The sequence below is a fragment of the Pigmentiphaga aceris genome (genome assembly GCF_008119665.1).
Taxonomy (GTDB): domain Bacteria; phylum Pseudomonadota; class Gammaproteobacteria; order Burkholderiales; family Burkholderiaceae_B; genus Pigmentiphaga; species Pigmentiphaga aceris.
The window spans coordinates 802,737-816,271 of the sequence record NZ_CP043046.1 but is presented as its reverse complement, the minus strand read 5'-3'; the positions used below and the strand labels follow the sequence as shown (position 1 = coordinate 816,271).

Below are 13,535 nucleotides of genomic sequence, written 5' to 3'. Positions count from 1 at the left end.
CCATGGCGCTGACGGCGGCTATGCGTCCGGCATACCTGCGCTCAGCGCCTTACACTTCTGCCGCAGCAACTGATGCAGCACCTGCACCGCAGGCGAAAACTGCTTGCGGTGCGGACACACCAGCGACAGGGGTGTCGGGTCACCCAGCCAGTCCCCCTGCAACAGCGTCAGCCGGCCGGCGCGCACATCATCGCTGACATCCAACCAGGACTTGTAGATGATGCCCTCGCCCTCCAGCGCCAGGCGTCGCACCACGTCTGCGTTGTCGCTCTGGAAAGGCCCGCGCACATTGACCGTGCGCCGCTGACCATCGACCACAAAGGCCCATTTGTCATAGACCCGGTCGCGCATCAGGTACAACAGGCAGTCGTGCTGCGCCAGTGCATCCAGCGAAGCCGGATGGCCGCGTCGTTGCAGATAGTCAGGGGATGCGACCAGCACCCGGCGATTGCGCGGAGCCAGCGGCAGCGCCACGTAGCTGGCGTCTTCGGACTCGCCATAACGGATGGCCACATCCACCGGATCACGAAACACATCGGTCACCCGGTCCGAGAAAGACAGGCGCATGGTGAGCTTGGGATGCTGCCGCCGAAACGCTGTGAACCACGGCAGCAATACGTTGCGGCCCAAGTCGGACGGTGCGGCGATCAGCAGCTGACCGCTGAGTTCGCTGCAATCGTCGTGCAGTTGTTCCTGGCCTTCGCGCAGGGTTGCCAACACACGTTGCGCATAAGGCAGATAACGCGCGCCCTCGGCCGTCAGCCGCAAGCTGCGGGTCGAGCGTGCAAACAGACGAATGTCCAGGTCACGCTCCAGTCGCTTGATGGCGGCACTGACCTGACCCGGCAACAGATCGGCCTCACGGGCGGCATCGGAAAAACCACCCAGCGCTGCCGAGCGCACAAACAACTGCAGATCATCGATGCGTAGCATTTTCACTGTTTTGCAGAAAGTGTTGACTTATTTTGCCTATTTTTCAACAAGCCGACGAGGTGGATGATGCGGTCATGCACTTCACCACTTCTCTTCAACGGACATACATATGAAAGCCATTGCCTACACCCAGAACGGTCTGCCCATCGACAATCCGCAGTCCCTGATCGACATCGATCTGCCCACGCCGGTGCCCGGACCGCGCGACTTGCTGGTGCACGTGCATGCGGTGTCGGTCAATCCCGTGGACACCAAGATCCGCAAGAACTCGGCCGTGACAGAGCCGCGCGTGCTGGGTTGGGATGCCGTCGGTGTAGTGCAGGCAGTCGGTGCCGATGTCAGCCTGTTCAAGGTCGGAGACGCCGTGTTCTACGCCGGGTCCATCCTGCGGCCGGGCACCAACAGCGAATATCACCTGGTGGATGAACGCATCGTCGGCCACAAGCCGCGCAGCCTTGATGACGCCCAAGCCGCTGCACTGCCGCTGACCTCGATCACCGCCTGGGAACTGCTGTTTGACCGTCTGGGCGTGCAGGAAGGCGGCGGCGAGGGTCAGAGCCTGTTGATCGTCGGTGCAGCCGGCGGCGTGGGTTCCATGCTGACGCAGCTGGCACGCAAGCTCACCAAGCTGACGGTCATCGGCACCGCCTCCCGGCCCGAGACGGCAGACTGGGTCCGTGAACTGGGTGCGCATCATGTCATCGACCACACCCAGCCGCTGGCCGACGCACTCAACAAGGCCGGCCTGCCGCAAGTGGACATGGTGGCCAGCCTGACGCACACCGACAGCCACTACACGCAGATCATCGACGCCCTGCTGCCGCAAGGCCGACTGGCGCTGATCGACGACCCGGAAACACTGGATGCACGCCCGCTGAAATCAAAGAGCATTTCGCTGCACTGGGAACTGATGTTCACCCGGTCGATCTACGAGACACCCGACATGATCGCGCAGCACAAACTGCTGGAGCGCGTATCTGCCCTGCTCGACGAGGGCGTGCTGAAGACCACGCTGGCCGAGACCTTCGGCACCATCAACGCTGCCAACCTGCGCCGCGCCCATGCGCTGCTGGAAAGCAATCGTGCACGCGGCAAAGTGGTGCTGGCGGGGTTCTGAGCGGCTACGCTTCGCGTGCAGCAGGCGTCTCGCTGGCCGCGTAGGTCACGAGTTCCAAGGGGCCTACCCGTGTTTTGGCTTGCTGCACGGCGTGGTCCGCCGTCGTCAGCAGGCACTCCAAGGTGGAAGCAAGCGTGGGATAGATGCTGATGCCAACGCTTGCGCCAACCTCGAATGTCATGCCATTGATGTCCATCGGAAGGAAGGTGGTGGCAATGACCTGCCAGACGAACGCCTGCACGGCGGACTGATCCTCGCCGTCGACATTGAACAGCAGCGCAAACTCGTCGCCACCGATGCGACACACCACATCTTCAGCACGCGTGGCGCGGCGCAGCCGCTGCGCCACCTGCTGCAGCACCCGATCACCGATCAGGTGCCCATGCACATCGTTGATCTGCTTGAACGCCAGCAGGTCGATGATCGCCACGGCCACCGCATGCCGGGTGCCGAAAGACGCCTTGATGAAACCATCGAGCTGACGCATGAAGTAAGCCCGCGTCGGCAAACCGGTCAGCTCGTCGTAGTTGGCCAGATTCGAGGTCTGCGAAAGTCTGCGCTTCTCGTCGGTGATATCGATCACCACGCCCATCATGCGCACGATCTTGCCGTCCGCGTCACGCAGCACATCACCACCACCACGCATCCACCGCATCTCGCCAGAGGGCAGGAAATAGCGATATTCGACACGCAAGGGTGCGTTGCCAGCCGCACACGCCATTTCACGCCACAACACTTCCGCTGCATCGTCGTGATGAAGTTGCGCGAAGAAACGCTTGGTGTCGGGAACGTCCTTGCCCGGCACCAGGCCGAACAGACGATACAGCTCGTCGGACCAGCGCCAGCTTTCCGTGGCGACCGTCCATTCCCAGATGCCGATGTCAGCGAAGGACATGGTCTTGGAATACCAATCCAGCTTGTCTTCCAGTTCGTGCAAGGCCTTGTCGGATCTGGCAGTGGCCTGGGCAAGCCTGGTGGCGTACCACCGTCCCAAGACCCACCAGCAAGCGCCAATACCTACCAGAAAGGCGATTGCTGCGATCAGTACGACAGCGGGAAAGTTCATCGATGAAAACCGTAAGAAAGGCCGGGAAGGCCACGCCTATGGTACTGAAAACCCGCATGAAAAATGCATCTTCGATGCATAACCGATAAGCGGCAAAGCGTGGGCACAGCCTGACGCATCCGTGGTCTGAGGCCATGCGCACACGGCGGCCATAGGTATACGTCTGGAAAATAGATAGCGGCCCAGTCTTGATCGGATGCAATGATGGATCCTGAATGCATATCGATGCGGCAACACAATGCAGCAACCCCAGTAAGATGCCCGCTCGACTCAGTGGACCTGGAATGCAGATGGTTGAACTCAAGCAAGCGTCGGCGCCCGCCGCGCCCGGACATGTCTTGTCTGCCGATGCAGTCACCTTGGCCTTGCGTGATCTGATCCTGTCAGGCGAGCTGGGTATTGGCGTGCAGCTCAAACAAGAGGCGCTGGCCAAACGGTTCGGCGTCAGCCGCATCCCTGTGCGCGAAGCACTCAAGCGGCTGCAAGCCGAAGGCCTGGTTGCCCACACCCCGCACCAAGGCTCGATCGTGGCCAGCCTGTCGGTGGACGAACTGATCGAGACGCTGGACATCCGCATCGGTCTGGAAACCCGTGCATTGAAGCTGGCCATTCCTTTGATGAAGACGGCTGACCACAAAGCCGCGCGCGCGATCATGGCAAAGTATGACGCCAGCGATTCACCGCTGGACTGGGCAGAACTCAATCTTGAATTCCACCTGTGCCTGTACCGGCCTTGCGCCAAACCCAAGCTACTGAAAATGATCGAGGAACTGGTGCGTGGCACTGGCATCCACATGCGCGCACGCCAGTCCTATCAGATAGGCCGCAAGCTGCCGCAATCCGAGCATCGCGCACTGCTGAAGGCCTGCATGGCGCGCGATGTGAGCCTGGCGGTTGACCTGCTGGAACAGCACATCGAACATACCCAGCAGGCCTTGCAGGAAAGCTGAACGGCAGTATTTATTCCGTCTTCGGCCGACTGCTGCGAGGCGCTGACGTCATGTCGCGCGCGGCTATCTGGGCAGGTGGTCTGCTGACTATCGTCTGGGAATCAAGCAAGGTTTGTCGTAGTCGTGTCGGGGGTTGGATGCATGTCTTGCCCAGGCCTTCCCTTCTTGATTTGTTGACGATTGGATCCAATCACGGATACAGTGATTCAACCCATTTCCTGCCGGCCACCACTCATGACCATGCTCCCCGATCAGAAATTCGACGTTGTTGTCATGGGCGGCGGCATCGTTGGCTCCAGTGTTGCGTACTACCTGCTAAGAGAATCACCCACGCTGTCAGTGGCGGTGATCGAACCTGACCCCACCTACGAATTTGCGTCCGCGCTGCGCGCCTCGGGTGGATGCCGCGTGCAGTTCACCTGCCCGGAAAACATCGAGATGTCGCTGTACAGCATCGATTTCATCAAGCAGTTCGACGCAAACATGGGCACCCGGGACCGGCCCGCCAACGTGGAATGGATAGAGGGCGGGTATCTGTTCATCGTGCCGCCCGAACAAATCCCCAATCTGACACGCAACGTCAACATCCAGCGCTCGCATGGTTGCGTGGTGGACTTGCTGACGCCCTCGGAACTGAAAGCCCGTTTTCCGTCCATGCGCGTGGACGACCTGGGCGCGGGTGCACACACCCCGCACGACGGCTGGTGTGATCCCAACGGTTTGCTGTGGGGCTTTCGCCGCAAAGCGGTCGAGCTCGGTGCGGTCTACATCCAGGACCGGGTCGAATCAGCCGAGGTCGATGCCGTCAAGGTGAAATCAGTCACCCTTGCCAGCGGGCGAACGCTGCACGCCGACGCCTTCGTGAACGCCACCGGAGCCTGGTCCGGCCTGGTGGCCGAGAAGTTCGGCATGCCCTTGCCCATCACCCCCATGCGCCGCTTCGAGCACTACTTCACCGCCGGATCACCGGTCGAACGCCTGCCCTACGTGAAGGACGTCAATCGCATGGCCTTTCGCTCGGAAGGCAACGGCTTCTCGGGTGGCCTGGTAGATGGCAGCGCGCAGCGCGGTTTCAACTTCGAGGTCGATCACGACTACTTCGAACGGGTAATGTGGCCGGCAGTGGCTGAGCGCTTCCCCGTTTTCGAAGCCGCCAAATGCCACCGCACCTGGTCAGGCTTGTACGAAGTCAACGAGCTGGACGGCAACCCCGTGATCGGAGCCTGGAACCAGCGCCTGCCCAACCTGTACACCGTGGCAGGGTTCTCGGGCCACGGCATGATGCACGCGCCCGCAGCGGGGCGCGGCATTGCGGAACTGGTGGTGCATGGGAAGTTCCAGACGCTGGACTTGACGCGCCTGGGGTATGAGCGGGTCACGGCGAACCAGGCTTATGCAGAGGCGGGGATTCTGTAGTCGTTTCAGATCGGAATAAGGACTTGTTTGAACAGGCACCGGGACGTCTGCTTTTTGACTAGCCTCCGGGTGTTTGAGTAGGCACGACATGGCACCCGCGTAACAGCCCACGTCCCCATGACCAGACCACAGGCCTAAGATGACAGCGCGCAGGTAAGCCCTTCGCACCCCGCTGACTTCTGCAAGGTTCGTGCATGTCCGATACCGAACGCGCTGCCGCCGCCCCCGTCTACACCGCCTCGCACTGGGGGCTGTACGCAGTGCAGAACCCGAACAGCGCCGACATGCAGTTGACGCCCTACGCGGGCGACGCCGACCCGACTGCCATCGGTCTCTACCTGAACCACCCCGACGTGGAAGCGCTGCGCGTGCGAAAACCTGCCGTGCGCAAGGGATGGCTGGCAGTGCGCAAAGGTGAACCAGGCACACCGCGCGGCAGCGACGAGTACCTGGAAATCGAGTGGGACGAGGCGCTGAATCTGGTTGCTGAAGAACTTCAGCGCGTGCGCAGCGCACACGGCAACGAAGCCATTTACGGTGGCTCTTACGGCTGGGCCAGTGCCGGGCGCTTTCACCATGCACAGAGCCAGATCCATCGTTTCCTGAATGGCTTCGGCGGCTACGTCAGACACGTCGATTCTTACAGTCTGGGAGCAGCGCGCGCCTTGATGCCTTACCTGGTGGCGTCGATGGATGAACTGGTTGCCTCGCACACCGATTGGGACACGCTGGCCGAGCACACGCAACTGTTCCTGAGCTTCGGTGGCGTGCCTGCCAAGAATGCGCAGATCGCCGTGGGCGGCACGGCTGAACATCGGGTGCGACCAGGCTTGGCGAAGATGCGGCAGGCGGGCGTGCGCTTCATCAACATCAGCCCGGTGCGTGATGATATCGACACCGGTGGCGAGGTCGAGTGGTGGCCCATTCGCCCGAACACCGACACGGCCTTGCTGCTGGCATTGGCACACACGCTGTGCGTGCGCAATCTGCACGACACCGCTTTCCTGAACACCCACTGCGTGGGTTTCGAGGTCTTCGAGCAATACGTGCTGGGCCAAACCGACGGCCAGCCCAAGACACCCGCCTGGGCTGCCGCCATTACCGGCCTGCCCGCCGCAGACATTGAACAGCTGGCCCTGGACCTGGCCGCGAACCGCTCGATGATCAACATGGCCTGGGCGCTGCAACGCGCCCATCATGGCGAACAACCGTTCTGGGCCTTGATATCGGTGGCTGCGATGCTGGGGCAGATCGGCCTGCCGGGCGGCGGGTTTGCGGTGTGCTACGGCGCGGCGAACCTGATGGGCAGCCCTCACCGTCGTCTGTTCGGCCCGACCTTCGATCAGGGTCGAAACGCGGTGAAAGCCTTTATCCCGGTGGCGCGCATTGCCGACATGCTGTTGAAGCCGGGCGAGTCGTTCACCTACCAAGGCGCGACGCATACCTACCCGGATATTCGGCTGGTGTACTGGGCGGGCGGCAATCCTTTCCATCATCACCAAGACCTGGCGCGATTGACACAAGCCTGGCAAAAACCAGACACCATCATCGTGCACGAGCAGTATTGGACACCGTCAGCGAAGATGGCCGACATCGTCTTGCCGGCGTCCACCACGCTGGAACGCGACGACATTTTCTACGCCACGCGTGAACCTGTGATTGCCGCGATGAAGCAGGTACAAGCCCCTGTCGGCGAAGCACGGGACGACTATTCGATCTTTGCAGACCTGGCCGCGCGACTGGGCTTCGGCGACACATTTACAGAAGGGCTGGATGCCACCGCCTGGCTGACTCGCCTGTACGACACGTGGCGCGATCAGCTGGCGGCGCGCACGGATGTCACTCTGCCACCCTTCGACACCTTCTGGCAGCAAGGCATTCACACCCTGCCCCAGACCGGCGAGCGCGTGGTATTGCTGGACGCATTTCGCCAGGACCCGGTCGCCAACCCACTGCGTACGGCGTCTGGCCGCATCGAGATATTTTCGAAGACGATTGCCGACTTCGGGCTGGCCGATTGCCCGGGCTACGCCTGCTGGCGCGAACCGCATGAGTGGCTGGGCAGCCCGCTTGTCAACCAATATCCCTTGCACCTGATTTCCGATCAGCCCAAGAACAAGCTGCATAGCCAGCTGGACCACAGCCCGCATAGCCGGGGCGACCGGATCAACGAACGCGAACCGATTTATCTGAATGCAGAAGACGCGCAGGCGCGTGGTATCGAGCACGGCACGCTGGTACGTACGTTCAATGCGCGCGGTAGTTGCCTGGCGGCAGCGGTGCCGTCACCAGACATCCGACCCGGCGTAGTGCGCCTGTCGACCGGGGCCTGGTTCGACCCCGCGCGCATACATGCAGACGACGGAGATGCGGCTAATGTCGATACCCCCGTCTTCGACAAGCATGGCAACCCGAATGCGCTGACGGCAGACGTTCCCGCGTCGTCGTTCTCGCAGGGATGCACCGCGCAGACTTGCCTGGTGGAGGTCGAGCGATGGCAACATGCTGCGCCGCCAGTGACGGCCTATACGTTCACCGTTGCGCCACCCGCTGTGGCACCCGCCGCCGCTGCCACCACACCATCAGGCCCGTCACACACAACAACACGGTGACGATCCCTGCGGCGAACACCAGCACCCTTCCCCATAAGCCCAGGATTCGGCCGGTGTGCAAGGGGTACTGCCAGATCAGAAACCGATCGCCAGCACTGCCACTGTCGTAACCGGTCATGCCCTGAAGTTCACCGGTCTGGTCATTGATGAACACCTGTTCATAACGCAGTTGCCAGACCCGTTCTCGCATGCCGTCTTCCTTGAAGGCAATGCGGTAGCTGCCCAGTTGGGGAATATGGCTGGCATACCAGGGCAGAAAGTCCCGGGCCTCGGGCGGCAGGTAATGCCGGGCGCGGGCGACTGCGGCCTGCGTGGAAAACGCCGGCGCCACAGGTGGCCCGACACGTTTCGGCAGGCTTTGCACCGGGTGTGGGGTAATCGGTGAAAACCACCGCACCACCGGTCGGAAGACCTCGTTGCCCAGGCTGAAATACACACCGGATATGGCCAGCATCAACGCCACCGGCAAGCTCCATAAGCCAGCGGAACGATGCAGATCGAACGTGGTGCGCACCGACGAAGCCCCACGCTTGATCTGCCAGGCCGGTTTCCAGCGCTGCCAGAATCCTTTGTGCCAGGTGGCCATCTTCGGCAAGGTCAGCCAGGCACCCAGCAAAGACAACAGCAGCCAGACAATCGCCACGCCCCCGGTCAGCCACATGCCCCACTGACCGGGCAGATGAAACTTGCGATGCAGCATGTCCAGAAACGTCATCAGGTGCACTCGATCAAGCTTGAGTGCCCCCCATTGACGCTGGCCCAGCACCGCGCCGGTGGCGGGGTCGATGAACACCCGGTCAAAACCCAGGACGTAAGGCTTGCCAGTCGCCGGATCGATGCGTGGCAAGACCCGCAGTTCAGCCGATTCTCCGGCCTGTACATCCAGCGGAAACAAGCCGATGCGATAACGGCGGTCTGCGTGTTCCACCCGTTCGATCAGCACGTCTGCCGGCAAGGCCGGCAGCACGTGCCCGGTGCGCAGCAGCGTCGGATTGAGCCAGGCATCGATCTCGTGCGCGAACGTGATCAGGCTGCCCGTGAGTGCATTCACGAGCAACAGCAGCATCACCAGCAAGCCTGCGTAGCAGTGGCAGGTGACCCAGTGTTTGCGCACGATCATGGGCGCAGCGTCAGCGCGTCAGCGTCCCACTTACCAACGATGCGTATAACTGGCCGTCAGCACCGCACCCGCTGCCGGCAGGCGACTATTGTTGTTGCCACTGCGCAGCAACTGGCTGTAGAGCGGCAGGTACTGACGGTTGAACAGGTTCTGCACCCCGACGGTGATGGTGTCGCTCTTGTTCAGCTTGTAGCGGGTGACCAGATCGACCGTGTAATAGCTCTTCACATCGGCGCGGGCAAACTGTGTGCGGCCATCGGCAAGCCGGTAATCACGAGCACCGAACCAGGTCAGCTGCATGCGTGTGCTCCAGCGATCGGAAGGCTGGTATTGCACGTAGCCAGTAAGCTTCAGCGGCGGAATGCGGTAGCCGGTCATGATCCGGTCCTGCGTCGCACCCTGCGGCGTTTCGCGGCCTTCCATCCAGGTCAGGGTACCGCCCGTGGCCCACACATCGTCGTCGCTGTAATGATCAATGGTGGCCTCGACACCGTGAATGCGTTCCTGCGTGCGGGTCAGGGTCAAGCCATTGTTGAAGGACTGCACAGCGCCCAGATCAGACGTGGACCGGAACACGGCCAGCGATCCCATCGTGTTGCCAAAACGTCCGCGCCAACCCAGTTCATAGTTGTCGGTCTTGACGGGTTCCAGCTGCGAGGAATTGATGCTGAAACCGGCCTGCGCGTTGCGCAGTTGCAACCCCACATCGGGCAGGTCGAAACCCTGGCTGAACGAGGTGTACAGCTCGTGCCCGGTCACGGGTTTGAACACCAGGCCGGCGTTGAACATGGTGGCGTCGTAGGTCACTTCACCGCCCCGCACGCTGACCGGGTTGGGGCGGCGTGACTGGGACAGCGGCTGGAAGTCGTCGAAGGATGCGCTGGCGCGTTCATAACGCAGTCCGCCTTCGGCCGACCACATGTCGTTGAACTTGTGCTGCAACTGGCCGAACAGACCCAGGCTGCGCGTGGTGGTCCACGGCAGATAGGTCTGCTGTCGGGTGGTGCGGAAAACCAGGCCACGGCTTGCGTCGTAGATGGCAGGGTCGAACACATCCAGCGGCATGTTGCTGCGTTCCTGGATGAAGTCCGTGCCCCATACCAGGCGCGTGTCGCGGTCGGCCCCGAAAGGCGTATCGATGGTCACGCGGCCGCCGAAGACCTTGTTGTTCTGCAAGACCTGATCGACGTTGTTGCCCCGGTTGGTGTTGGTGCGCGAATCCGAGGGCGCAAAGCGCGTGCTGTTGTCCCGCACGTAGCCCAGCACAGACAGCGAGCTGCCCAACACGTCCTTGTTGTCGTAGTTGACGCTCAGCATCGCGTTCTCGACCTGGTTCTGTTCAGCCAGATCCAGCCCTTTGATGGCGCGTGCCGTGGTGCTGCCCAGCGGCGTGGCCGACACGGTGGGATCGCTTGCGTAGTCGGTCTGTTGGCGCGCACGCAGGTAGCTGGCAGCGAATTGCAGACGCTGGTTGGCGTCGATGCGCAGGCCGATCTTGCCGCCGATGCTGTAGGTGTTGGAATCGAACAGGTCGCCCTGGCTGGCGTCGGGGGCGATACGGTCGCCGTTGCCATCAAAAGAACCGCCAATACGACGGTAGGATGCGTCGATCTCGTAATCGACCACGTCTCCCCTGCCCGAGAAGTATTGCTGCACCTGTGCGCCCAGGCCTTCGCGGCTCAGATGCGACAAGGCGGCGTCCATGGACACGGTGGTTTCCACCACGGGTTCGCCGCCCACAGGGCGCGTAGTCACGGAGACGATGCCACCGCTGGCCCCGCTGCCGTAAATGGCGTTGCTGCCGCGCATGACTTCGATGCGCTGAATGCGGCCCGGCTCGATATTGATCAGGTTGCGCGAGGAATCGCGGTTGGTATTGAGCGGAATACCATCGACCAGCACCAGCACATTTCGACCACGCAAGGTCTGGCCGAAATCGGTCAGGTTGCGGCTGGAATCCGACAGGCCCGGCACGCTCTTGGTAAGCATGGTCGCCAGATTCGGCGAGGTGGCGCGCAGGGCGTCCAGTTCCTGGTCTTCGATCACCGTGACCTGACGCGTCGGCTGCATCAGTTCACCACCGAAGCGCTGCGTGGTCACGGTTACCGTAGGCAAGGTGCTGGTCACAGCGGGCTGTGCAGCCGGCGTGACGGACGCAGCATCGGCCGCCGTGCGGCGACGGATGCCCAGTGCACCTGAAGAGGACACGTCCACCGTCAGGTCGCTATTGCCCAAGGCCTGACGCACGGCATCGTCGGCCGACAATACACCCCGGATGGCGGGTGCCTGGCGGCCTGCGATCAGGGCCGGGTCTGCGACGATGGCGCGTCCTTGCTGTTGGCCAATGCGTGTCAGCGTCGTGGCCAGCGGGCCGGCGGGGATGTCCAGCGCAACGGCAGCGGTTGAGGCGGCAGGTGACGTGGCAGCTGAAGTGGCAAGCCCTGCATCGGCAGCGCGGGCCGATATGCTGAACGAGGCACCCAGCATCGCGACCGCAATCGTGATGGCGGTGACGGGGGTGCAGACCACCGCGGCAAACGCCGGGCGCGAAAACGTGTCGTGATGCATGGAGCGGGTTCCTTTCATGAGGCTTCCACTACCCATGTGGAACGAGCCTGAAAAACCCCTCACGATTTCTGCAATTTTTTTGCTGGTACCTGCCAGCACCCGTAGATACCGCTACGCCTGCCTGACATCGATGCTGATCACCCAGCCACCGACACGCTGCACATTCAGCGGCAAGCTGTGCGCCAGCGCTTGCAGAATTTGTTCGGTATCGCCCAGCGGGAACACACCGAACACCCGAAGCGGGGCGGCGGCGAGCGACACACGAATGAAGCCCCGGTGATACGCGCGTACATCTTCGATCACCTCGGACAAGGGTGCGTCATCCACCGCCAGCATGCCGCCAGACCATGCGGCGGCGCTTTGTACTGCGCCGCCCATGCGGTTGATGCTTTCTGTTGTGAAGGTCGCGCCCTCGCCTGCCTGCAAGGTAATGCGTTGGCCGCTACGCGTGGCGATCTCGACCTGATGTTCCAGCACCACTACCTGGGTGTGGGTATCTCGCAATTGCGTCAGAAAACGGGTGCCAAGCGCACGCGCTTCGCCGTGCGTGGTCTGCACTGAAAACGGCCGGGCAACATCACGCGCCACGGTGGCGATCAACGCGCCTGCCCGCAACCGCAGCACGCGCGCGGCGTCATCGAAGCGCACATCGGCAGCAGACCGGGCATTCAGCTCCACATCACTGCCGTCACTCAATGCAAAGTGGCGACGTTCGCCTGTGCCGGTACGCAGGTCCGCCGTTACCTGACCAAGCGGAGCCAGACGATCGGCAATCAAGGCAGTAGCGCTGCCAACGCCTGCCACGGCAAGCGCGCCGCGCAACAAATTGCGGCGGCGGGTATGCAGCAAGGCGTGTTGGGCGGCATGAATCTGTTCGGGCGCGCGGTTGCCCAGTTCACGCACGACCGACAAGGGGCTGTCGAGCAATCCCGCTACGCGTCGCCAGGCGGCCTGATGGCGGGCATCGGCCGCACACCAACGCTCGAAGGCCAGACGGTCCTTGTCCGTTGCCGCACCGGATTCCAGGCGCACCTGCCAATGCACTGCGGCCTGCAACACGCGCTCGTCAGACACCGACAACCCAGCGCCACCTGCCCCCATGTTCACAGCGATGCTGTCAGACAATGCAGCAGCGCACGCTTCATGTGGCGTTCGACCGTGGCCAACGACACACCCAGCAGCTTGGCAATCTCCGGATAACTCAGGCCATCCAGTCGGCTGTACAGAAACGCGGTTTTCACCGGCAAGGGCAAGGTGTCGAGCGCCCGGTCGATCTGCGTGATGGCTTCGACCAGCAACGCAGATTCTTCAACCGACAAGCTTGCCGCCTCGGGCTGGTGCATCAAGGTCTGAAGGTAGGCGCGCTCCAGGTCCTGGCGTCGCCACAAGTGGAACAGCACCCGCTTGGCGATGGTCGTCAGAAACGCTTTCGGTTCGCGGATATCGCTGGTGCTGCCCTGCTCCACCACCTGCACAAAGGTCTCTGCGGTTACGTCTTCCGCGTCTGCGCTGTTGGACAGACGCCGCTTCAATCGCCCCAGCAACCAGGAGTGATGCGCTCGATACAGCGCCTCGATGGCGGGGGCCTCGGCGACGGGAAACGTGGAAAGTGTGTGAGACATGGCAGCGTCGCGACAGAAGCAGGCGAAGGGGCAGATTTGCCATCGAATGCGCGCAACGCTTCATTGCCTGCCCGCAAGGCAGACAATAATAATTCTCATTCAGGCGGTCGTCTAGAAAAACCTGCCGGGTA

At 62.1% G+C, this 13,535-nt stretch carries 10 protein-coding genes; 4 read left to right on the top strand and 6 right to left on the bottom strand.

Annotated features, from left to right (window positions below):
* Positions 1 to 18: 18 nt before the first annotated feature.
* Positions 19 to 933, bottom strand: coding sequence for a LysR family transcriptional regulator (locus tag FXN63_RS03350; RefSeq protein WP_148812842.1), 915 nt, complete (start codon positions 931 to 933; stop codon positions 19 to 21).
* Positions 934 to 1,042: 109 nt separating this feature from the next.
* On the opposite strand from FXN63_RS03350, the gene FXN63_RS03345 reads away from it, so the two are divergent.
* Entirely contained in the window at positions 1,043 to 2,050 is a 1,008-nt protein-coding gene (locus FXN63_RS03345; RefSeq protein WP_148812840.1) for a zinc-binding alcohol dehydrogenase family protein, read from the top strand.
* 4 nt (positions 2,051 to 2,054) lie between these two features.
* Here the strand turns inward: FXN63_RS03345 and FXN63_RS03340 are convergent, their stop codons facing one another.
* Positions 2,055 to 3,116, bottom strand: coding sequence for a sensor domain-containing diguanylate cyclase (locus FXN63_RS03340; protein ID WP_148812838.1), 1,062 nt, complete (start codon positions 3,114 to 3,116; stop codon positions 2,055 to 2,057).
* 290 nt (positions 3,117 to 3,406) lie between these two features.
* Between FXN63_RS03340 and FXN63_RS03335 the strand changes: the two genes are divergently transcribed.
* The 3 genes from FXN63_RS03335 to FXN63_RS03325 all read left to right on the top strand — a co-directional run bounded on the left by FXN63_RS03335 (position 3,407) and on the right by FXN63_RS03325 (position 8,094).
* Positions 3,407 to 4,066 carry a GntR family transcriptional regulator gene (locus FXN63_RS03335; RefSeq protein ID WP_148812826.1) on the top strand — a complete coding sequence of 220 codons (660 nt, stop codon included), beginning with the start codon at positions 3,407 to 3,409 and terminating at the stop codon, positions 4,064 to 4,066.
* Between the two features lie 234 nt (positions 4,067 to 4,300).
* Positions 4,301 to 5,482, top strand: a complete 1,182-nt coding sequence (locus FXN63_RS03330; protein ID WP_148812824.1) for an NAD(P)/FAD-dependent oxidoreductase — start codon at positions 4,301 to 4,303, stop codon at positions 5,480 to 5,482.
* A gap of 194 nt (positions 5,483 to 5,676) precedes the next feature.
* Positions 5,677 to 8,094, top strand: coding sequence for a molybdopterin-dependent oxidoreductase (locus tag FXN63_RS03325; protein ID WP_148812821.1), 2,418 nt, complete (start codon positions 5,677 to 5,679; stop codon positions 8,092 to 8,094).
* On the opposite strand, the gene FXN63_RS03320 is transcribed toward FXN63_RS03325, so the two are convergent.
* From FXN63_RS03320 to FXN63_RS03305, 4 genes are all read right to left on the bottom strand, one after another.
* On the bottom strand, positions 8,015 to 9,214 hold the full coding sequence (locus FXN63_RS03320; RefSeq protein WP_148812819.1) for a PepSY-associated TM helix domain-containing protein: 1,200 nt from the start codon (positions 9,212 to 9,214) through the stop codon (positions 8,015 to 8,017). The genes FXN63_RS03325 and FXN63_RS03320 overlap by 80 nt on opposite strands.
* Before the next feature lie 30 nt (positions 9,215 to 9,244).
* On the bottom strand, positions 9,245 to 11,800 hold the full coding sequence (locus tag FXN63_RS03315; RefSeq protein ID WP_246165017.1) for a TonB-dependent receptor: 2,556 nt from the start codon (positions 11,798 to 11,800) through the stop codon (positions 9,245 to 9,247).
* Between the two features lie 93 nt (positions 11,801 to 11,893).
* A complete protein-coding gene (locus FXN63_RS03310) occupies positions 11,894 to 12,907 on the bottom strand; it encodes a FecR domain-containing protein (protein ID WP_148812817.1) in 1,014 nt (337 codons plus the stop codon).
* Positions 12,886 to 13,404 (bottom strand): sigma-70 family RNA polymerase sigma factor, encoded by a 519-nt coding sequence (locus tag FXN63_RS03305; protein WP_148812815.1) that lies wholly within the window; start codon positions 13,402 to 13,404, stop codon positions 12,886 to 12,888. Before FXN63_RS03305 ends, FXN63_RS03310 begins: the two co-directional genes overlap by 22 nt.
* Positions 13,405 to 13,535: the final 131 nt, after the last annotated feature.